The sequence below is a fragment of the Aminobacter sp. GW821-FHT11F06 genome (assembly GCF_058808215.1).
The window spans coordinates 550,039-570,708 of sequence record NZ_JBXARL010000001.1; the positions used below are offsets into that span (position 1 = coordinate 550,039).

Sequence of the window (20,670 nt, forward strand, 5' to 3'; positions counted from 1 at the left end):
GGTCGACCATGGAAGTTCGCGTTGCCAATGTGCGCAAGGAATTCGCCAAGTTTCCGGCACTTCGCGATGTCTCGCTCGACATCAGGTCGGGCGAGCTGATCGCCCTGCTTGGCCCCTCCGGCTCGGGCAAGACCACGCTGCTGCGCCTCATCGCCGGGCTCGAGCGGCCGACCCGCGGCACCATCTTTTTTGGCGACGAGGATGCCTCCAACCGCACCATCCAAGAGCGCAATGTCGGCTTTGTGTTCCAGCATTACGCGCTGTTTCGCCATATGACGGTCGCCGACAATATCGGCTTTGGCCTCAAGGTCCGGCCCGCCGCCAAGCGCCCGACCAGGGCCGAGATCCGTAGGCGGGCCTCCGAACTGCTCGACCTTGTCCAGCTCTCGGGCCTGGAAAAGCGCTACCCGGCCCAGCTCTCGGGTGGCCAGCGCCAGCGTGTGGCGCTGGCACGCGCCATGGCCATCGAACCCAAGGTGCTGCTGCTCGACGAACCCTTCGGCGCACTCGACGCCCAGGTCAGGCGCGAACTGCGCCGCTGGCTGCGCGAGATCCACGATGCCACTGGCCACACCACCATCTTTGTCACCCACGACCAGGAAGAAGCGCTCGAACTCGCCGACCGGGTCGTTGTGATGAGCCAGGGCCGCATCGAGCAGATCGGCACCGCCGACGAGGTCTACGACACCCCCAACTCGCCCTTCGTCTACGGCTTCATCGGTGAATCGAGTTCGCTGCCGGTGAAAATCGAAGACGGTGAGGTCTGGATCTCCGACCGGCCGATCGGGCTCACCACGCCCGACCTGGCCGATGGCGAGGCCACGCTCTACTTCCGCCCGCACGACATCGACCTGCTCGACGACTGCCATGGCTGCATCGCCGGCACCGTCGCCGCCAGCCGCCGCGTCGCCGGAACCAGACGCGTCGAACTCGAAATCGGCGGCGGCAGGGAAAGAGTCGAGATTGAAATTCCCACCTCGCACCCGGCGTCGGTAAAAACCACGATCGCCTTCAGACCGAAGAAGTGGAAACTTTTCCCGGCGGACGTCCAACTATTTGGAGAAACCGTTCCGCCCTCAATGGAAACGGCAAGCCGTGACCATGATCAGCGGGTGCACCGGGCAGCCTGAGCTTTCGAGCGGGGGCGGTGCGTTCACTTCCCGTCACTGGCGCTCGCGGCAGTATCTCCAGCCATGACGTGGAGAAACTCCTCGAGGTTTGTCCAGCCATCGCCATCGGGGTCATGTCGGCCATCATCCGCATTGGTCGGATCCATGCCGCTTCTTGTTTCCCAATCATCTGCGACCCCGTCCATATCCCCATCCGGGTAGGGTGTTCCGCTGGCGAGTTCTGGCCACCCGCTGACTTTCAGCGGATCATCTCTCAGCAACTGGCCGTTGCGTTTTTTTACCTCCAAGACAATGCGCCTGTCGACCAGATCGCGCTCTGGCTTTGTCGCACCCGCTTTCGCCAACACCTCGTCATAGGCCACAAGCGGCGGGGTCGTGCGGATCGCTGGTGCGTCGAACGGTTCTGCCACGACCGACTCTCCCTGGTCCTCGGCCACGACCAGCGCGTCATCCTGGCCGGAATCGGTTCGATAAGGCTCGTCGTAATTGTCCCTGACGTAAATCGAGTGCCCCATCCCGCTTTCGTCAAAAAGATGAACCATATGATCGTCGAGGTCCTTCTCACCTGCGATCTTGTAGTTGCCGACAACATTGGCGCGGGTGGCTGCCCATTCGTCGCCGAACGTCACCACATATTCCCATCGCGGTGAATAAAAGACGTTGTTGACGATGCTGGTGACCGCATCCGGGTCGCTGGTTTTGATCTGCGGATTTCGGAACTTGCCCATGGCAAAAAGCGAGTGGTGCACGGAAATGTTGCCGCCCTTGGTGAACAGCATGTTCCGGGCGCGGTTCCTCTTTCCCGGCCCACCGCGCAAGAGCGGCTCGCTCGTGATCCCCCATTGCCAGGTGAAATTGCTCGCGTCTTCTGAATCGACGGTCTCATCGGATCCCCAGCTGGCCGATATGTGATCCAGCATGATGTTCTTCGCGGCCTGGGTATAGATGCCCAAGGCACCGGAACAACAGGCCTCGATCGTATGGGGACCGGGGCGAAGCCTGACATGCCGGATGATCACATCATGCGTAAGGATTTCGATTGAAGGCCGGATTTGCCTGCCCCCATTGCGAACCGCGATCCCCCCGCCTGGAGCAGTTTCACCAGCGATTGTCAGGAACGGGTTGCGGATCGCGAGCGACTTTTCGCCGAGAATGATGGTGCCACCGGTGCGAAAAACACATGTGCGCGGCCCTGATGCCTCAATGCATGCGCGCAACGAGCCTGGGCCAAATTCGTTGGTGTTGACGGCGTAGATGACCTTGCCGCCTCGTCCTCCCAGCGCAGCGGCGCCAAAACCTTCCGCGGTCGGAAAGGCGCGCTGCCTGCCATCTGGAAGTTTGGGCGACAGCGGCGGCGGCTGCCCCTGGGCGCTGGCTTCGCGCAGTTGCGGTATCGCTGCAAGCGCCCCCAATGCGAGAAGGCAGCGAATGACAATTCGTCCAGAGACTGTCGAAACATCCAGTTCACACATTGGCCACTCACCCATTGCGTCTGTTTGCAGCACCCGCAGTTGCCGCTGAGCGGGCAAGCCCATCCAAGCTCATGTCAAAAAAATTCACAATTACAAATTGTGCTTTTCACCACTAATATATATCTTAGGTTGAGTCGCTGTAATCGGTTTCCTGGATGTCTCAACGGCACATGATCACAGTTTCCGAGGCCCTCAAGGGTGATCTGACTTCCGGCCATCACCGCCTGGAGGGGAGCGCTTTTTCAGGCTACCCAACCAACCACGTTCTAGGGATTCTGGACGTTTGGGGTTTGGTCAAGCGGCGCATCTGGACTATCGCTACGGTTGTCGTGGGTTGCACATTGCTGGCAACCATTGCAGCTTTTACCCTCCCCAAAACCTACACCGCCACCTCAGGCGTTGTCCTGGAACGGAAAGACGTCCGCCCGTTTGCCACCGACGCATCCCTGCAGTCGCTCGACCGTGACCGTTCGGCCGCTGAAACCGAAATGGACGTGCTGCAATCGCGGCAGTTTGCCGGCCGCGTTGTGGACAGGCTGGACCTTGTCAGCGATCCTGCCTTCAACCCGTATGCGCGCGGTAGCAAGGATCCCGTGATCGCAGCTCCGGCACCGTCAGTTCAGCGTGACCGGGCGATTTCGACCCTGCTGTCCCAGTACGATGTCACCCGCAACGGCGAGAGTCTCGCGGTCAGGATTGTCGTCTCCAATCAAAAGCCCAAGCTTGCGGAAGTCATCGCCAATACAATCGCTGCGATGTATGTCGAATCCTCGCTGGAGCTTAAGCAGTACGAGCGGGTTGCCGACAAGGAACGCGCGCTGACGACAGGCGGTGCCGTAAGTTTCCTTCGACAAGGCATAGCGCAGCCACTGTTGCAAACCCTGCGGTCCGAGGAAGCACGGCTCGAGCGGGAGCGAGCCGAACTCGTTGCCAATCTTGGCGAGAACCATCCAAAAATCATCAACAAGAACGCTGAGATAGCGACAGTTCGAAAGATGACGGGCGACGAGGTCCAGCGCATCTTGTCGGATCTCGAAGTTGAATCCCTGAAGCCAAGCGCCCGGATTGTGTCGGACGCGGAAGTTCCAAACTCACCGTCATTTCCCATCCCGGGCATCATCATTCCGGCAGCCTTCGCAGGCTCGACACTGCTCGCCTTCTTGCTGGCGCTGATGCTGGAAGCAACCGATACGCGGATCCGAAGCGGCGAGCTGCCGTCGCGGCTGCTGCAGATTCCCAATCTCGGCTATCTGCCGGAAACCCCGAGAAACCGGATGTCGGCACGGCCAGCGTCGATCGCCGATCGGCAACATCTGACTTGCACGGAAGCTGACCGGGCCATCTACATGGCGAGCCGCTCAACCGACATGGGCACGCCACATCGCGTTGTCATGGTAACGCCTTGCCTGCATCGCGGCGCGAGCACCTCCACCGCCTGGGGCGTTGCAATGGCCGCTGCCGCGGACGGACGCCGAACAATGTTCGTGGACTTCGATCTCGGGGAACCGGTTGGGCCTTATCATGCGGTGAGCGATGGTGCCCGTACGCCGAGCGAACGCGCTTTGAAGAGCCATGTTTTTCTAGCCGAGGTCCTCCAGAAAAATCCGAACACCCCTGGAGTGAGGTTCGTCGATGCGACCGCTGCGTTGTGCGCGCCCGACCTGCCTGTCAACTCCGACCGGTTCCTCGACCTTCTTTCGACAACAAGGAAGGGCGGATACGAGTTCATCGTATTGCACGCGTCCCCGGTGCTGACGGCCGGGGATGCAAGCTGGCTCGCGCCTTTTGTCGACGGGGTTATCCTGACGATCACCTGGGGCAAGACAACCGAAAGTCAGCTGGCTGACGCCGCTGCGCAGCTCAGGCTAAACCGCGCGGTTCTCATCGGCACCGTGATCGACCAGGTCAATGTCAGCGCGCATGTACGCCGGGGATATGGTGGGGCTGTCATGCCGGCCAATCTTCCGTCTGCCAGCCAGTCGAGCCAGCCTCGTTTCAATGGCAAGGGGCCCAATCCATCCCCAAATGGCGTTCCGGTGCAGGGCCGCGTTGGGGCGTGAACCCAATGACAACATAGTTTGATTTTGCGCCCCAGCCTTCCGGCAAGCGGTTGGCTTTTCGTTTTCTGCCAACAGGTTAGAGATAGCCATAACGCCTAAGCATCCAGCCACCCAGGCGTCGAAACAAGGCCTGTTGTCCAGCTGGCATCATCGACCGCCACGCTTCATCCCTGGCAAGCGAGAACGAAGCGTTCATCCGCAAACGATTTCCCGCGATCTGGTGGCCAGGGCAGACGGATTCTCCGCGCTGGAGCGCTTCGCCAATTTGACTTAAGTCGAGTTCGGCAAAGACGCCTATCTTGAGCATCACGTAGGCTGGCTGCGATACGAAATCCTCATATCGCACGCGCAGCACTTTTTGCGGGCCGAGCTTGCGGGCAAGGTATTCCGTTTCGAGATTGACGATGCTCCAACGCAGCGCTGTGCGGGATATGGACTTCGGCTTGATCTCGCGTTGCAGACCCGCCTTTACGTCGCGCTCATAGGCTTTGGCCAATGACCAGGCAACGCCACGCCCATCGCGCACCACATGAATGACACGCAAGTCGATATTTGGAACACGGGCAAGCGCCATCGCCCTTCCCGGCAGCTTCGAGGAGTCGACGATCGTTCTTTTGTTGGATTGTGACAACATCGCCTCGAAAAGGCGCATGGTCTGACTGCTGTAGAATGCAAATAGCTTTTCATTGCCAAGACCAGACGACAATTTCGCGTGTCCGAGCAATCCTTCTATCTTTCTTTGGGCTTCTTCATATTGCGGCATCAGCGATGAAGCCTGCCCTTCCGACCATTGTTGCAAAACCGGGCTCCAGAAGGTGCAATCATGAACCGGCTGGCCGCAGGCGCAGAATTCGTTTCGGCGCCAGACATGCCGTGTCAGCGCGGTGATCTCTCCCGCGCCGATCACCTGGGGATGCTGTCCCAAGGCGACATCGAGCACCGTTGTGCCGCTGCGCCCATAACCTGCGACATAGATAACGCGAACTGGTTGCGTCGCCGGCATGCGCGCCCCTTCCCGTAGATCAATGAACCTGTTCGCCATCATACGAAGCATTCGATTTCAGAAAGCGTCGTATTTTCCTGACTTGCCGTGGCCAGCAGAAGCCTGTGACTTGATCTCTGCAATATTTGCCAAAATTCGGACGGGTGGGTGGGGGTTGAAGCCATGGCGGCGCTGGACCGACTGAACTCTCGACCGGTGCAATCCACCGTCGATAGGATGGCCACCGTCGATAGGATGGAGGTTCTGCTCGGCCTCCATCTGCCGCTTCCCGCGCGTTTCTATCAGCAGATGATGCTCATTCGTCTCGTCGAGGAGCGTTTGCTCGAACTGTTCTCACAGGGGCTTTTGTTCGGCACCACGCACACGTCGATGGGCCAGGAGGCCAATGCGGTGGGGGTGCTGAATGCGCTCGACCGCAACCGCGACATCGTCTGGAGCAACCATCGCTGCCACGGGCATTTCATCGCCTATTCGGGCGAGATCGAGGGCCTGATCGCCGAGATCATGGGGCGCGTGAGCGGTGTTTGTGGCGGGCGCGGCGGCAGCCAGCATCTGTGCTTTCGCAATTTCCACTCCAACGGCATCCAGGGCGGCATAGCGCCGGTTGCCGTCGGCAGCGCATTGGCCTTGAAGGAAGACGGCGCGATTGCCGTGACGTTTCTCGGCGACGGCACGATGGGTGAAGGCATTGTCTACGAAAGCCTCAACCTTGCTTCGGTGCTGGGCGCGCCGGTGCTTTTTGTCGTCGAGGACAATGAGATCGCCCAGACCACGCCGAAACATTTGACCGTCGCCGGTTCGATTGTCGGCCGTGCCGAGCCGTTCGGCGTACGCACCTTCGCCTACGACGGCAACGACCCGACTGCGATCCACGCGCTCGCCACAGAAGCCGTCGAATATGTCCGCAAGGGCTCCCGCCCCGCCTGGCTTTATCTCCGCACAGAACGGATCGGACCTCACAGCAAGGGCGACGACACGCGCCCAGCCGAGCGTATCGAGCAGGCGAAAGCGCGCGATCCGATCCCACCCATGCGTCGCCGGGTTCCCAACTACGAAGAAATTGACGCGCTCTGCCGGGCCGTCGTCGACGATGCTGTGAAGCAGGCCTCTTCGGCCGACATGGCACGGGCCTAGCCCATGCGTGTTGTCGAATCGATCAATCGCGCGCTTCACGACCTGATGAGCGCCGATCCCAACCTGATTGTCCTTGGGGAAGACATCATCGACCCCTACGGCGGCGCGTTCAAAGTCACCAAGGGGTTGTCGTCAGCCTATCCGGATCGCGTCTGGACCACGCCGATCAGCGAGGCAGGTCTGGTGGGCGTGGCCTTGGGATTGGCGCTCAAGGGCAAGCCTGCGATTGCCGAACTGATGTTCGGAGATTTCATCGCACTGGCCGCCGATCAGTTGATCAACCACGCGGCGAAATTCCCATGGATGTACAACGAACAGGTCGAGGTGCCATTGATCGTGCGCGCGCCGATGGGCGGAAGGCGCGGTTATGGACCGACGCATTCGCAGAGCCTTGAAAAGCACTTCTGCGGCGTTCCCGGGCTGACGGTCGTTGCCGTGCATGAATATGCCGATCCGGCTGCGCTGTTGCATCGCGCTTCTTCCGCCCGGTCGCCACATCTGATCATCGAAAACAAGGTGATGTATGCGAGGCCCGTGCTTGGCGCGGAAGCACTGCCGAGCCCGCCCAATCCCGACGTGGTGATCATCTCATATGGCGGCGGTCTCGAACATGCGGTTGCGGCTGCACAGCAGCTCGCCGAGGAAGACGAAATTGCGGCAAAGGTCGTAGCCGTTGAGCAGCTATCTCCGTTTCCGGACGAGGCCGTGCGGCATGCGGCAGGCGGTTGCTCCCGCGTGCTGAGCGTCGAGGAAGGCTCGCCCGGCTGGGGCTTCGGGTCGGAATGCGCGCGTAGCCTGATTGGCCATATCAAGCATTTCAGGTCCCTGACAGGCCCCGATCATCCGATCCCGTCCAGCCGGGAATGGGAGAACGATGTCCTGCCCGGATCGGCCGCCATACGCGCAGCTTGCCTTGAGCTGTTTGAGAAAGACTGACGGCGATGAACCTGTCCATCGAAGCTCCTCGCGTCAATGCCAATGAGGATCATCTGCAGGTCATCGATATCAGGGTCGTCGAGGGGCAGCGGGTCGAGCAAGGCGAGATCTTGCTCGTGCTCGAAACCACAAAGGCCGCCATCGAGGTCGAGGCGCCACAGGCGGGTATGATCGGCGGGCTCCAGGCTCAGGTCGGTGCATTTGTCGAGGTCGGCACTGTCTTGTGCCAAATCGTGGATGCGGCTGCGGACACGGAAGAAGCAAATCCCCAAGCCGCAAAGTTCGAGACCAAGGCAATTACGGTTACCGCCAAGGCACGCAAGATCGCTACAGAGATCGGGATCGACCTTGCCAATGTCAGCCCCGCCAATGGTCGTATCGGCGAGGCGGAGGTGCGCGCGGCCGCCGTCGGCATAGGCCCCCAACCGGCCAAGCCGCCCGCAGCGCACCGATTGCCCGTTTACGCCCGCGACACACAGCGCGCGGTGATCATAGGCGGCGGCGGGCATGCAGCCTGCCTGGTCGATGCGCTCGGCGGCTCCGGATACGACATCGTCGGCTGCGTTGATCAGGCGTTGCCGGTCGGCCATTCCGTCTGCGGCGGAATTTCGATTATTGGCAAGGAAGACCTGCTGGAGCGCTTGCTTTCGGAGGGCACGCTTTACGCCTTCATCGGAATTGGCGGCGCGGCGTCGAACGAGACCAGGCGCATGATGTTCGAGCGAGCATCGGCGATGGGCTTCATCCTGCCGCCCGTCATCCATCCCTCGGCAGCGATATCGATCGGAACGCAGATCGGGCGCGGCTGCCACATTCTGGCCGGCGCAACGATCGGGCCACGCTGCACAATCGGCAGCAACGTGATTGTCAACCAAGGCAGCATCGTCTGCCACGACAGTACAGTGGACGACCACGCGCACTTGACGCCGGGCGCTATCCTTGCCGGCGGCGTCAGCGTTGGTTCGATGACGGTCGTAGGCATGGGCGCGACGGTGTTGTTGGGCGTGAAGATCGGCAAGAATGTCTTGATCCACAATGGCGCGGGGATTGCCAGCGACATTGCCGACAACACAATTGTCGATGCCCAAGGCCGGCGGCAGATGCGCCAGCCGACGTGAGGGGCCTATCCCAAGAAGGTCCAGAGAAGCGGCGCAATTCCATTCAACCGGCCTGATGGTTGTAGTTTCGGCCGATCGCTATCGGGGTGACCGGGAGCTACGCTTTGATCCCTGGCCTTGTCAGCGCGCGATTGGGACGAGCCCATGAAAATGGGCATTGTTGCGTGCCCAGGCGCGCTCACATCCCTGACCTTGAACACGGCAATGCAGGTCGCAGCGAGGATTTTCAGATCCAGCCAAAAACTCCGGTTGTCGACATACCAGACATCGAGCGCCAGGCGTTCGTCCCAGCCTATGGCGTTGCGCCCGTTCACCTGAGCCAGGCCCGTAATGCCAGGCAAGATGTCGTGGCGGCGCATCTGCTCGGGCGAGTAGCGCTCCAGATACTCCATCAGCAAGGGGCGTGGCCCAACCAGGCTCATCTCGCCACGCAGCACATTGATGAGGGAAGGCAGCTCATCGAGACTGGTTTTCCGCAGCAACTTGCCAAGTCGTGCCAGTCTGACGCCATCTGGCAGAGGATTGCCGTCCTCGTCGCGGGTGTCCGCCATGGTTCTGAATTTTAGAATCGTAAATGGTTTTCCGTGAAGACCAGGCCGTCGCTGCAAAAAGAAAACCGGCCGCCCCAGAAAAATCAAAACAGCAAGAGCAATCAAGATGAGGAGCCAAGAGAGCGAAACCAAAAGCGCCAGCGCGACGACGAAATCAAACCCGCGTTTCAGCATCATCCTTAACCTTTAACATCTTGATTTTTTGGCGAAACACATGATCGCGATGGTCTTGAGCGAGATGATTTTATTCGCATGGCCGGACCCACGATTTCTAACGAATTCTAACAGGAGCATGCGCTCGGCATGAGACGTTTTTTCCTGACCGGCTCTATCCCAATGGTTGCTTGCGTGGCGGCTCCGAGACTTCGGCAGCGCTTAGGAATTTAAAGTCGTCCTAGGGAAAAACCTGTCGTCACGAAAACCAGGCCAACGGATATTTTGCTCAGCAACGAGGCACTGCGGGGGCTCGCCGCGTTCGTGCCCGGCCAGCGGCAGGCGAAGCTGATGCGAGGGAGCATTCATGAGATTGGATGACATCGATTTCCTGATCATCGGAGCCACCAAGAGCGCGACGACCTGGCTACAGAAATCGCTGCAGACCGATCCCCAGATCGCCATGCCCGAGCCGGAGCTGCACTATTTCAGCCGGGAATTCGACAAGGGCGACGACTGGTATCTGGCTCAGTTCCCGGAAAACGCCGCCAATCGCGTGGCTGGCGAGAAATCCAATTCCTATCTGGAAAGCACCGGCGCGGCCGATTTGATAGCCCAAAAGCTGCCGAAGGTGAAACTTGTGGCCCAGCTCCGCAATCCGGTCGAGCGGGCGTATTCGGATTATTGCATGATGTACCGGCGCGGCGAGATCGGTCGCGATGTCGCGCGCCACCTCGATCCGGGCAAGCTGCAGAACACGCGTCTGATAAGTGCCGGCCTGTACCACCAGCAACTGCAGGCCTTTTACGATCGCTTTCCTTCCGAGCAGATACTCATAACGTTCTTTGAAGGGATAAAGGCTCGGCCAGACGAGCAGCTCATCGCCGTCAGGGAGTTCATCGGGCTTCCTGCAGGGCAGACGGTCACCTTCATTCAATCGAAGGTAAAGGACAAAACGACGCCGATGGTAAGCCCGGGGTTACGTCGCGCACTGCGCCCGTTGAAGCCGGTCGCGGCTTTCTTTCGCGACACGGCCGCCTTCCGCAAGATGCATGGGCTACTGGGACGCGAAACCAGCTACGCCCCGTTGCCCGCCAGCGTTCGCCAACAGCTGGTCGACTATTACGCCCGCGATGTCGAGGCGCTGGGACGCATGATCGGCAAGGACCTGTCGGCTTGGCTAACTGACAACCCAGCATGGCCAGAGCCAAAGGCGCCCCATGCAGCACGCAAATTGCGCAAAATCGGAACTTATCGAAGGGTTTAACTGACACGGTCCGCGTTTCGTGCGCATTTCCAACAAGTTGCCGCCCCCTCAAGATGCACGCCAGGAATTGAACCGCGCGGCTGCAAGCACTCTCCACCTATGCTGAATTCCGAGACCGCTCGCCGCGTGGTTCCAATGCCATCAAGTGCCGATGCCGACCAGCGGGGGCTGACATGCGTGACAACGAGAGCGCCGCGAAAAGAGCGCGGCTGCGGGATTTCGGTACAAACAGCAAGGTTGAAACTGGCACGGCTCGCCAACCTGGCGGTACCGCATTCATGGAAATCGCCGCGGCGCTGGCCAAGAGGCCACCCTTTCGGCATGCGAGATCGCGGGTCGCCTCCGCTGTAAAGTCGACAATCAGCAATCGGTATCTCTACGCAGTCGACCTCGCGCTGGCTGCCTTTGCGCTGATACTGGCGGCGTGGCTCCGCTTTGGTCCGCAAATGTTCCTTACCGACGCCCGCGCGGCCAAAGCGCTCGCGATCCTGACAGCCGTGTTTGTGGTCATCTGCGCCGTGACCTTTCCCGCTGCTGGGCTGTACAAACGCAAATGGAAATATGCCTCCATTCCCGACTACGTCGTGCTTGTGCAGGCGATCCTGATCGCCTCGCTGATCCTCATGACCTGCGTCTTTTTCTATTCGCACTTCGCCATCATCCCGCATTCCATCATCGCAATCGAGATCCTGGCCCTGGTGTCGTTGCTGGCGGCTGTGCGGCTTAGCTTCCGGCAGGAAGACTTCCGGACCCTTGTTGCAGCCCTTCGTTGGGCGCCGGCCGACCTCAACCCGCGCATACCGGTGCTGCTTGTCGGCGCGGGCCACGAGGCGGACCTGTATTTGCGCGCGCTGCAGCGCGACCCGACATCGACGCACGAACCGGTGGGGTTTCTCAACAATTCCTCCGATGAGACCGGGTCGATGATGCGCGGCGTCGCTGTTCTGGGCTCGACAGATGAATTCGACACTGTCGTGGCGGAACTTGACGGCCGAGGCCAACGCCCCCGCCATCTCATCTTCACCGCACCGCTTTCCTCATTTGAAAGCGGCGAAGCAGAGCGGCTGATTGCCTGCGCCGACCGGATGGGCATGGCCGTTTCACGGCTGAATCCCGCGACCGAATTGCGCAATCCCCGTGTTGCGACCGAGTTCGAACTGCGGCCGATTGAACTCACCGACCTGCTGGAGAGGCCGCAGGCTGCGCTCGATGTCGACGCCATGCAGCGCTTTATCGGTGGCCGTCGCGTCATGATCACCGGGGCCGGCGGCTCGATCGGCAGCGAATTGGCAAGGCAGGTGGCGGGGCTCACGCCATCACGGCTGGTTCTCGTCGATAGCAGCGAGTTCAACCTCTATTCGATCGACCTGGATCTTGCGGAGAACTTCCCCGCCATCGAACGCTCTGTGCATTTGTGCGACGTGCGCGACAAGCGTCGTGTCGACGGTGTGTTCGCCCAGCATAGGCCGGAACTCGTGTTCCACGCCGCAGCCCTCAAGCATGTGCCGATGGTCGAGCTCAACCCCTGCGAAGGCGTGCTGACCAACGTCTTCGGCACGCTGAACATCGCGGAGGCGGTCAAGCGCTGGGGCGCGCTCGGCATGGTGCAGATCTCCACCGACAAGGTGGTGAACTCGCCGAATGTGATGGGCTCGACGAAACGGCTTGCCGAGCTCTATTGCCAGTCGCTCGACCTGGAAGGTGTGAGTGACGCTGCCTCGCCGCGCTTCATGACCGTGCGCTTCGGCAATGTGCTGGGTTCGAGCGGATCGCTGATCCCGCTGTTCAAGCGGCAACTTGCACGCGGTGGGCCGCTCACCGTCACGCATCCGGAGATGATGCGGTTTTTCATGACCATTCGCGAAGCTGTGGAGTTGACGCTTCAGGCGTCGGCCTACGGCCTTGAGAAGAAGCTGGGCAGTGGCGAAATCTTCGTCCTCGACATGGGCGAGCCGATCAAGATCATCGACATCGCAAGGCGGATGATCCGCCTGGCCGGCTTCGTGCCCGATCAGGACGTGCACATTCAGATCGTCGGCTGCCGGCCCGGAGAAAAGCTTTTCGAAGAGCTTTTTGACGTCACCGAAAAGCGGGTCAACCCGCCGGTCCCCGGGGTCATGGGGGCAGTTCCGACGCCAGTGCCGCTGTCGGTGCTTTATGAAGGCTTCGAGCGCCTGCGGTCGGCGGCAACGGAAGGCGATACCAGTTCCGTTTTTGAAACGATGAACTTCATCCTGGCGCAGAGCACCGGGCGCGACAATGGGCTGATGCCATGAGCTCCATGGACCCAGCCTCCGCGATCATGCCGCAACCCCACCGTCACATCAGGCAGAGCCATCTCGACCGGCTGGAAGCCGAGGCCATCCATATCTTCCGGGAGGTCGCTGCGACCTTTTCGAAGCCTGTGATGCTCTATTCGGTCGGCAAGGATTCGTCGGTCCTGCTGCATCTGGCGATGAAGGCGTTTTATCCCGCCAAGCCGCCGTTTCCGTTCCTCCATGTCGACACGACCTGGAAATTTCGCGAAATGATCGCGTTTCGCGATGCCATGGTGGCCAGGCACGGCTTCGATCTCCTGGTGCATATCAACGAGGATGGCATTCGCGAGGGCATCAATCCCTTCGTGCATGGTTCCAACACCCATACGCATGTGATGAAGACGGTGGCGCTACGGCAGGCGCTCGACAAATACGGTTTCGACGCGGCTTTCGGCGGTGCTAGGCGCGACGAGGAAAAGTCCCGCGCCAAGGAACGCATCTTCTCGTTCCGCAATGCCAACCACGCCTGGGACCCCAAGAACCAGCGACCGGAAATGTGGAAGATCTACAACACGCGGGTCGCGCCGGGTGAATCGATCCGCGTCTTTCCGCTGTCGAATTGGACCGAACTCGATATCTGGCAATACATCCTGCAGGAAGAAATTCCGATCGTGCCGCTGTACTTTGCAAAGAGGCGCCCGGTCGTCGAGCGCGACGGCATGCTGATCCTGCGCGACGACGACCGGATGAAATTGCTGCCGGGCGAAACCGTCGAGGACCGTGTCGTGCGCTTCCGCACACTTGGCTGCTATCCGCTGACCGGCGCCATTGAATCGAACGCTTGCGACCTCCAGGCCATCGTCAGGGAAATGCTCACCGCACGGACTTCCGAGCGTCAAGGCCGTCTCATCGACAAGGACGAGACCGGCTCCATGGAGAAGAAAAAGCGCGAGGGCTATTTCTGATGACGAGGCACGACCTTCCCGTTTCCGCCGCGCCCTTCGACTATGGCGATTTCATCACGGACCAGAACGAAAAATCGCTGCTGCGGTTCTTGACCTGCGGGTCGGTCGACGACGGCAAGTCGACGCTGATCGGCCGCCTGCTCTACGACACCAAGCTGATCTTCGAGGATCAGCTTGCCGCGCTGGAAAAGGAATCCAGCAAGCATGGCACCAATGGTGCAGACATCGACTTCGCGCTGCTTGTCGACGGCCTGGAAGCCGAGCGCGAACAAGGCATCACCATCGACGTCGCCTACCGCTTTTTCGCCACGCCCAAGCGCAAATTCATTGTCGCCGACACGCCCGGCCACGAGCAATACACCCGCAACATGGCGACCGGCGCCTCGACCGCCGATCTCGCCATTGTGCTTGTCGATGCCCGCCGGGGCATTTTGCAACAGACCCGCCGTCACTCCATCATCGCCTCCCTGCTCGGCATCCGCCACGTGGCCCTCGCAGTCAACAAGTTCGATCTTGTCGATTTCGACCGCGAGGTTTTCGAACGTATCTCGGCCGAATACCGCGACTTTGCCTCCGGCCTCGGCTTCACGTCGATCGCGCCGATCCCGATGTCGGCGCGTTATGGCGACAACGTCACCCGGCGGTCGGAAGAAATGCGCTGGTATTCGGGCCTAACGCTGCTCGAACACCTCGAGGCGATTGCGATAGACGGCGACGCGCTCGACAAGCCGTTCCGTCTCCCTGTCCAGTATGTGAACCGCCCCAACCAGGATTTTCGCGGCTTCTCGGGTACCATCGCGTCTGGGTTTGTCGGCGCGGGCCAGGCCGTGGTTTCGGCGAAGTCCGGACGCCACTCGCGCGTGAAACGGATTCTCGTTGGCGCAGCAGACAATCAGCAGGCCATCGCCGGCCAGTCAGTGACCCTTTTGCTGGAGGACGAGATCGAGATCTCGCGCGGCGACGTGCTGTCAGCCGTCGATGCCCGGCCCGAGGTCGCCGACCAGTTCCAGGCCAACATCGTGTGGTTCGACGAAAAGCCGCTGATGCCCGGCCGACCTTACATCCTGCGCACGGAGACCGATCAAGTGGGAGCGACGGTGACTGCGCTCAAACATCGGATCAATGTGACGAGCTTCGCCAAGGAAGCCGCGGCACATCTCGACATGAACGAGATTGGCGTGTGCGATCTCTCCGTCCAGGCGCCTATCGCTTTCGACCGCTACGGCGACAACCGTGTCACCGGCGCGTTCATCCTGGTCGACCGCATGACCAACGCCACCGTTGCCGCCGGCATGATCAGCCATCCGTTGCGGCGCGCCCGCAACATCCACTGGCAGATGCTCGACGTGGACCGCAGCCAGCACGCTGGACAAAAGTACCAGAAGCCGGCCGTGCTGTGGTTCACCGGCCTGTCGGGTTCGGGCAAGTCGACAATCGCCAACCTGCTCGAGAAAAAGCTGAATGTTGCGGGCCGGCACACCTATCTGCTTGATGGCGACAATATCCGCCACGGTCTCAACCGGGATTTGGGTTTCACCGAGGAGGATCGGGTCGAAAACATCCGCCGCGTGGTCGAGGTCGCCCGGCTGATGGCGGACGCCGGGCTCATCGTGCTCGTATCCTTCATTTCGCCGTTCCGCGCCGAGCGGCAGATGGCGCGCGAACGGATGGAGGAAGGTGAATTCGTCGAAATCTTCGTCGACACGCCGTTCGAGGAGTGCGCAAGGCGCGATCCCAAGGGGCTCTACGCACGGGCACTCAACGGTGCGATCAAGAATTTCACCGGCCTCGATTCACCTTACGAAGCCCCCGAGAATCCGGAGCTCCATCTCCAAACACTCGGCAAGAACGCCGACGAGATGGTGGACGAGCTGGAGCGTTGGCTCGATGACAACAACATCGTCAGTTGCTCGAACGACCGTCCCCACTAACGCTGCGCAGAAGCCGCAAAACGCTTGTTTGTTCCGGATCGTCCGGTCAGGCACAGCCGACTGGCGCTCGCTCGCGTCTTACCCATCGTCACGTCCAAATCCCTGGCCACGATGTGGATTTTCTTGTCTCCTCAGGCCAATAGCTGCGGACCACTGTGCATGGTCTTGGCCGACGACAGGCGATAGGGTGTTGACCTTTGATCCGTCTGGCCTTCCGATCGTGGCCAGATGGAACCAAACAGGACGACATGCGGGATATTTCAGGGGTGACCAAACAAAGTGCAGCGGAGCGTCACGCGATCAGCGCGGACCTGATCGCTGTGCTTGTCGCTGCCCCCAATGGCAATCCGATGGTTCTGACCATCAACGACGCGACAGCCCTGCCCTCCGGTCCGTTCGCGCTCGGTCACCGGTCGCTGCAATCGGGCTTGCGTGACTGGGTCGAGCAGCAGACCGGCCATCCGCTCGGCTATATCGAACAGCTCTACACCTTCGCCGACCGCGACCGCGACAGCGACGAGATGGCCAGCCGGGTCATCTCGATCAGCTATCTCGGCCTGACACGCGAGGAGCCAGCGCATGGCACGCCGCCCGGCAGTTGGCGCAGCTGGTATGAATTCTTCCCATGGGAAGACCACCGCACCGGCGCGCCTGAAATCATCCAAGACATCATCGTGCCGCGGCTGCGCCAATGGGCTGACAGGGCAAGCCAGCAGGACAAGCGCCAGGATCGCCTGCGCCGCGCCGCAAGCGCCTTCGGCTTCGACGACCGTCCTTGGAACGAAGAGCTTGTGTTGCAGCGCTACGAACTGCTCTACGAAGCCGAGCTGGTCGAGGAAGCCATTCGGGCCAAGGACATCGGCGACGCGCCCACCGTTCCCAGCCGGGCAATGAGCGGTGATCACCGCCGAATCCTAGCCACCGGAATCGCCCGTCTCAGGACCAAGATCAAATACCGACCCGTGGTGTTCGAGTTGATGCCGCCCGCATTCACGCTGCTGCAGTTGCAGCGCGCGGTGGAAGCGCTCGCGGGGCTTACCGTGCACAAGCAGAATTTTCGCCGCCTCATCGAGCAGCAGGACCTTGTCGAGGAAACAGGCGACATGAGCGCCGACACTGGCGGGCGGCCGGCGAAATTGTTCCGCTTCCGCCACGCCGTTCTCGACGAACGCTCGGTCGCCGGAACCAAATAACCGAAATCGGGCTTGACAGGCCTTATGCTCATGGTAAGCATATGCCCTTATTATACTCAACACGAGCATAATAAGGATGACAAATGTCTGGCATGTCTCTCTCCGCCGCCTCGCTCTATGACCGCGTCCAGCGTGTCATTCCCGCCATTGAGTGGCCGGTGTTTTCCCAAGACATCGACGCCATCCTGAAGCTCAAACGCGAGCGCAACGCGGTCATCCTGGCGCACAACTACCAGACCCCTGAAATCTTCCACTGCGTCGCCGATATCGTCGGCGACAGCTTGGCGCTGGCCCGCAAGGCGATGGAGGTCGAGGCCGATGTCATCGTCTTGGCCGGCGTGCATTTCATGGCCGAGACCGCAAAACTGCTCAATCCGTCCAAGACGGTGCTGATCCCCGACATGGCTGCCGGCTGCTCGCTGGCCGATTCGATCACGCCCGAAGACATCCGCCTGCTGCGCCAGCGTTATCCCGGCGTGCCTGTCGTCACCTATGTCAACACCTCGGCTGCGGTGAAGGCCGAATCCGACATCTGCTGCACGTCGGGCAACGCCAAGGCGGTCGTCGAGTCGCTCGGCGTGCCGCGCGTGCTGATGCTGCCGGACGAATATCTGGCGCAGAACATCGCCGCCCAGACCGACGTCGAAATCATCGCCTGGAAGGGCCATTGCGAGGTGCATGAGCGCTTCACGCCGGCCGACATCCGCGAAATGCGCGCCGCGCATCCAGGTGTCACGGTGCTGGCACACCCGGAATGCCCGCCGGAAGTGGTGGCCGAGGCCGATTTTGCTGGCTCGACCGCTGCCATGTCGGACTATGTCGGCAGGGAGAAGCCGGCCCGCGTCGTGCTGGTGACCGAATGCTCGATGAGCGACAATGTCGCCGTCGAACACCCCGATGTCGAGTTCATCCGCCCCTGCAACCTGTGCCCGCACATGAAGCGGATCACGCTCGGCAATATCCGTTCCGCGCTCGAACTGAACCAGCATGCCGTGACAATCGACCCTGCCGTTGCCGTTCGTGCCCGCCTGGCGGTCGAGCGGATGCTGGCGGTATGACCGACATGCGCGACCTCGCGGGCCGCCCCGTCATCATCGGCGGCGGCCTCGCCGGGCTGATGACCGCGCTGGAACTGGCGCCTGAACCTGTCGTGCTGTTGTCTGCCGCACCGCTTGGCGGCGAAGCGTCGAGCGCGCTGGCCCAGGGCGGGCTCGCGGCATGCGTCGGCCAAGACGACAGCACCGCCTTGCATATTGTCGATACGCTCGCCGCCAGCGGCGGGCTGTGCGACGAAGCTGTGGTCAGGCGCATCGTTGAAGCCGCGCCCGCTGCGATAGAACGGCTGGAGCGGCTCGGCGTCGTTTTCGATCGCGGCCCCGGCGGCGCGTTGCATCTTGGGCTGGAGGCAGCCCATAGCCGCCGCCGTATCGTGCATGCGGCGGGTGCCGCGACCGGAGGCGAGCTGATGCGCGCGCTGGTCGCCGCCGTCAGCGCCACGCCCTCCATCACGGTTATCGAAGGCTTCGAAGCGCGACGGCTTTTGATCGAGGACGGCGCGATTTCAGGTCTTCTTGCTGCGGGAAGCACCGGCGAATTGGCTCTGGCGACCAGCCGTGTGGTGCTCGCCACCGGAGGCATCGGCGGCCTGTTCCACGATACCACCAACCCGCTCGGATGTTTCGGCCAGGGTCTCGCCCTTGCCGCACGCGCTGGGGCTGAACTCGCCGATCTCGAGTTTGTTCAGTTCCACCCCACCGCGCTCGACGGGTCGCAGCGGCCGATGCGGCTGATCAGCGAGGCTGTGCGCGGCGAAGGCGCCGTACTCATCGACGAAACCGGGCAGCGTTTCCTTGCCGATCTCCCCGGCGCGGAACTTGCCACGCGCGATGCCGTGTCGCGCGGGGTCTTCCGTCATCTTGCTCGTGGACATCGCGTTTTCCTCGACGCCAGGCAGTGCCTGGGCCAGGCCTTCGCCAGCCGTTTTCCGGCCATCGAAGCGTTCTGCCGCGAAGCAGGCATCGATCCGGCGGTTCAGCCCATACCGGTGCGCCCGGCGGCGCATTACCACATGGGTGGCATTGCCGTGGACGCAGAGGGCCGCAGTTCGGTGGCCGGCCTCTGGGCCTGCGGCGAGGTTGCCTCGACCGGGCTGCACGGCGCCAACCGGCTCGCCAGCAACTCGCTGACCGAGGCTGTGGTGACAGCAAGCTGGGTCGCCAAGAGCGTGGCTGGGGCTGCCGCAGTTAGCCGCAAATTCCAGGCAACAACCGCCATGCCGGCGCGTCCCGATCCATCGCTGGCACGCAACATCGTCTCGCCTGCTCTGGGTGTCTTGCGCGACGGCGAGGGGCTGCGTGAGGCGGCTTCAGCCTTGCTGCCGCTTGCAATGGGCAATTCCGCCGCTTCGGATCCGGCAGCCGTGGGGCTGATGATGGTTGTCTCCGCACTCCAGCGCGAGGAAAGCCGTGGTGCGCATTGCCGGACGGATTTCCCGCTTCAGCACGCTGTCGCACGCCGTTCTAAGATCACCCTTGATTCTGCACTCGAAGCGGCGGCCAAACTCGACGCCACGCCGCTTGCCCGGAGCGCCTGAAATGACCCTGACGCCCCTGCCCCAGATCATGCTGGAACCGCTTGTTCGCGCCGCCTTGCTCGAGGACCTCGGCCGCGCCGGCGACCTGACCACCGACGCCATCGTGCCCGCCGACCTGCGAGCGACGGTCGTGCTCGCCGCCCGCCAGCCCGGCGTCATCGCCGGGCTCGATTTGGCCGCCCTTGCCTTCCGCCTGATCGACCCTGCCATCGAGATGAGAGTGGCAAAACCCGATGGCTCAGCGATCGCAGCCGGCGAAACCATCGCCACGCTGAGCGGCCCGGCGCGTGGGCTTTTGACCGCCGAACGCGTGGCGCTCAATTTCCTGTGCCATCTCAGCGGCATCGCCAGCGCGACGGCCGCGATTGTCGAGGCCGTGCGCGGCCACAAGGCGAGCATCGTGTGCACGCGCAAAACCACGCCCGGCCTGCGCGCGCTCGAAAAATATGCCGTGCGTGCCGGCGGCGGCTCCAACCATCGCTTCGGCCTCGACGACGCGGTGCTGATCAAGGACAACCACATTGCCATTGCGGGCGGCGTTCGCCCGGCGATAGAACGCGCCAAGGCTGGCGTCGGCCATCTCGTGAAGATCGAGGTCGAGGTCGACACACTCGACCAGTTGAGCGAAGCACTGGCACTCGGCGTGGATGCGGTGCTGCTCGACAACATGACCACCGAGCAACTTTCCCGCGCGGTGGACATGGTCGGCGGACGCGCCATCACCGAGGCTTCGGGACGTGTCACGCCGGCGACGGCACCGGCCATCGCTGCGACAGGCGTCGATCTAATTTCGATCGGCTGGCTGACCCACAGCGCACCGATCCTGGACATTGGGCTGGACACTGTCAGCTGATCGGGGCAATTGTCCCGCCCCGGGGTGGGAAGCAACGCTAGCGATGGAGACCG

General features: G+C 61.6%; 16 protein-coding genes. 13 read left to right on the forward strand and 3 right to left on the reverse strand.

Features of this window, described 5'->3' with window-relative positions:
• Positions 1 to 8 precede the first annotated feature (8 nt).
• Entirely contained in the window at positions 9 to 1,130 is a 1,122-nt protein-coding gene (locus AC1RTB_RS02695; RefSeq protein WP_492943790.1) for a sulfate/molybdate ABC transporter ATP-binding protein, read from the forward strand.
• A 23-nt stretch (positions 1,131 to 1,153) separates the two neighbouring features.
• Here AC1RTB_RS02695 and AC1RTB_RS02700 read toward each other — a convergent pair whose 3' ends face one another.
• Positions 1,154 to 2,602: a pectate lyase gene (locus AC1RTB_RS02700; RefSeq protein ID WP_492880326.1), complete on the reverse strand. Its 1,449-nt coding sequence runs from the start codon at positions 2,600 to 2,602 to the stop codon at positions 1,154 to 1,156.
• Positions 2,603 to 2,772: 170 nt separating this feature from the next.
• Here AC1RTB_RS02700 and AC1RTB_RS02705 point away from each other — a divergent pair, with 170 nt between their 5' ends.
• Positions 2,773 to 4,662, forward strand: coding sequence for a GumC family protein (locus AC1RTB_RS02705; RefSeq protein ID WP_492880327.1), 1,890 nt, complete (start codon positions 2,773 to 2,775; stop codon positions 4,660 to 4,662).
• Positions 4,663 to 4,738: 76 nt separating this feature from the next.
• Here AC1RTB_RS02705 and AC1RTB_RS02710 read toward each other — a convergent pair whose 3' ends face one another.
• Entirely contained in the window at positions 4,739 to 5,665 is a 927-nt protein-coding gene (locus AC1RTB_RS02710; protein ID WP_492880328.1) for a sulfotransferase, read from the reverse strand.
• 216 nt (positions 5,666 to 5,881) lie between these two features.
• Between AC1RTB_RS02710 and AC1RTB_RS02715 the strand changes: the two genes are divergently transcribed.
• Genes AC1RTB_RS02715 through AC1RTB_RS02725 form a run of 3 tightly spaced genes read left to right on the forward strand, consistent with a single transcriptional unit; the run spans position 5,882 to position 8,853 of the window.
• Positions 5,882 to 6,799 carry a thiamine pyrophosphate-dependent dehydrogenase E1 component subunit alpha gene (locus AC1RTB_RS02715; protein WP_492880329.1) on the forward strand — a complete coding sequence of 306 codons (918 nt, stop codon included), beginning with the start codon at positions 5,882 to 5,884 and terminating at the stop codon, positions 6,797 to 6,799.
• A 3-nt stretch (positions 6,800 to 6,802) separates the two neighbouring features.
• Positions 6,803 to 7,735 carry an alpha-ketoacid dehydrogenase subunit beta gene (locus tag AC1RTB_RS02720; protein ID WP_492880330.1) on the forward strand — a complete coding sequence of 311 codons (933 nt, stop codon included), beginning with the start codon at positions 6,803 to 6,805 and terminating at the stop codon, positions 7,733 to 7,735.
• A gap of 5 nt (positions 7,736 to 7,740) precedes the next feature.
• Positions 7,741 to 8,853 (forward strand): NeuD/PglB/VioB family sugar acetyltransferase, encoded by a 1,113-nt coding sequence (locus AC1RTB_RS02725; protein ID WP_492880331.1) that lies wholly within the window; start codon positions 7,741 to 7,743, stop codon positions 8,851 to 8,853.
• 5 nt (positions 8,854 to 8,858) lie between these two features.
• Here the strand turns inward: AC1RTB_RS02725 and AC1RTB_RS02730 are convergent, their stop codons facing one another.
• The gene (locus AC1RTB_RS02730; RefSeq protein ID WP_492880332.1) at positions 8,859 to 9,581 is read right to left on the reverse strand and encodes a sugar transferase; all 723 of its coding nucleotides are present in this window, start codon (positions 9,579 to 9,581) and stop codon (positions 8,859 to 8,861) included.
• A gap of 343 nt (positions 9,582 to 9,924) precedes the next feature.
• On the opposite strand from AC1RTB_RS02730, the gene AC1RTB_RS02735 reads away from it, so the two are divergent.
• The 8 genes from AC1RTB_RS02735 (at position 9,925) to nadC (ending at position 20,617) form a co-directional block, all read left to right on the forward strand.
• The gene (locus AC1RTB_RS02735; RefSeq protein WP_492880333.1) at positions 9,925 to 10,824 is read left to right on the forward strand and encodes a sulfotransferase family protein; all 900 of its coding nucleotides are present in this window, start codon (positions 9,925 to 9,927) and stop codon (positions 10,822 to 10,824) included.
• A gap of 278 nt (positions 10,825 to 11,102) precedes the next feature.
• The gene (locus AC1RTB_RS02740) at positions 11,103 to 13,100 is read left to right on the forward strand and encodes a polysaccharide biosynthesis protein (protein ID WP_492880334.1); all 1,998 of its coding nucleotides are present in this window, start codon (positions 11,103 to 11,105) and stop codon (positions 13,098 to 13,100) included.
• Positions 13,101 to 13,105: 5 nt separating this feature from the next.
• The gene (gene cysD, locus AC1RTB_RS02745) at positions 13,106 to 14,047 is read left to right on the forward strand and encodes a sulfate adenylyltransferase subunit CysD (protein ID WP_492880638.1); all 942 of its coding nucleotides are present in this window, start codon (positions 13,106 to 13,108) and stop codon (positions 14,045 to 14,047) included.
• Positions 14,047 to 15,978: a sulfate adenylyltransferase subunit CysN gene (gene cysN, locus AC1RTB_RS02750; protein ID WP_492880335.1), complete on the forward strand. Its 1,932-nt coding sequence runs from the start codon at positions 14,047 to 14,049 to the stop codon at positions 15,976 to 15,978. The genes cysD and cysN overlap by 1 nt, the downstream gene beginning before the upstream one ends.
• A 248-nt stretch (positions 15,979 to 16,226) precedes the next feature.
• The gene (locus tag AC1RTB_RS02755; RefSeq protein ID WP_492880336.1) at positions 16,227 to 17,171 is read left to right on the forward strand and encodes an NUDIX hydrolase; all 945 of its coding nucleotides are present in this window, start codon (positions 16,227 to 16,229) and stop codon (positions 17,169 to 17,171) included.
• A gap of 83 nt (positions 17,172 to 17,254) precedes the next feature.
• Positions 17,255 to 18,229, forward strand: coding sequence for a quinolinate synthase NadA (nadA, locus tag AC1RTB_RS02760; RefSeq protein ID WP_492880337.1), 975 nt, complete (start codon positions 17,255 to 17,257; stop codon positions 18,227 to 18,229).
• Positions 18,226 to 19,764, forward strand: a complete 1,539-nt coding sequence (locus AC1RTB_RS02765) for an L-aspartate oxidase (RefSeq protein ID WP_492880338.1) — start codon at positions 18,226 to 18,228, stop codon at positions 19,762 to 19,764. Before nadA ends, AC1RTB_RS02765 begins: the two co-directional genes overlap by 4 nt.
• Before the next feature lies 1 nt (position 19,765).
• Positions 19,766 to 20,617: a carboxylating nicotinate-nucleotide diphosphorylase gene (gene nadC, locus AC1RTB_RS02770; protein ID WP_492880339.1), complete on the forward strand. Its 852-nt coding sequence runs from the start codon at positions 19,766 to 19,768 to the stop codon at positions 20,615 to 20,617.
• The last annotated feature ends 53 nt before the right edge of the window (positions 20,618 to 20,670 follow it).

Coding starts and splice junctions, on each gene's coding strand:
- AC1RTB_RS02735 (WP_492880333.1), top strand. CDS start 9,925: ATGAGATTGGATGACATCGATTTCCTGATCATCGGAGCCACCAAGAGC.
- AC1RTB_RS02710 (WP_492880328.1), bottom strand. CDS start 5,665: ATGCCGGCGACGCAACCAGTTCGCGTTATCTATGTCGCAGGTTATGGG.
- nadA (WP_492880337.1), top strand. CDS start 17,255: ATGTCTGGCATGTCTCTCTCCGCCGCCTCGCTCTATGACCGCGTCCAG.
- cysN (WP_492880335.1), top strand. CDS start 14,047: ATGACGAGGCACGACCTTCCCGTTTCCGCCGCGCCCTTCGACTATGGC.
- AC1RTB_RS02695 (WP_492943790.1), top strand. CDS start 9: ATGGAAGTTCGCGTTGCCAATGTGCGCAAGGAATTCGCCAAGTTTCCG.
- AC1RTB_RS02725 (WP_492880331.1), top strand. CDS start 7,741: ATGAACCTGTCCATCGAAGCTCCTCGCGTCAATGCCAATGAGGATCAT.
- AC1RTB_RS02730 (WP_492880332.1), bottom strand. CDS start 9,581: ATGATGCTGAAACGCGGGTTTGATTTCGTCGTCGCGCTGGCGCTTTTG.
- cysD (WP_492880638.1), top strand. CDS start 13,106: ATGGACCCAGCCTCCGCGATCATGCCGCAACCCCACCGTCACATCAGG.
- AC1RTB_RS02765 (WP_492880338.1), top strand. CDS start 18,226: ATGACCGACATGCGCGACCTCGCGGGCCGCCCCGTCATCATCGGCGGC.
- AC1RTB_RS02705 (WP_492880327.1), top strand. CDS start 2,773: ATGATCACAGTTTCCGAGGCCCTCAAGGGTGATCTGACTTCCGGCCAT.
- AC1RTB_RS02740 (WP_492880334.1), top strand. CDS start 11,103: ATGGAAATCGCCGCGGCGCTGGCCAAGAGGCCACCCTTTCGGCATGCG.
- AC1RTB_RS02720 (WP_492880330.1), top strand. CDS start 6,803: ATGCGTGTTGTCGAATCGATCAATCGCGCGCTTCACGACCTGATGAGC.
- AC1RTB_RS02755 (WP_492880336.1), top strand. CDS start 16,227: ATGCGGGATATTTCAGGGGTGACCAAACAAAGTGCAGCGGAGCGTCAC.
- AC1RTB_RS02700 (WP_492880326.1), bottom strand. CDS start 2,602: ATGTGTGAACTGGATGTTTCGACAGTCTCTGGACGAATTGTCATTCGC.
- nadC (WP_492880339.1), top strand. CDS start 19,766: ATGACCCTGACGCCCCTGCCCCAGATCATGCTGGAACCGCTTGTTCGC.
- AC1RTB_RS02715 (WP_492880329.1), top strand. CDS start 5,882: ATGGCCACCGTCGATAGGATGGAGGTTCTGCTCGGCCTCCATCTGCCG.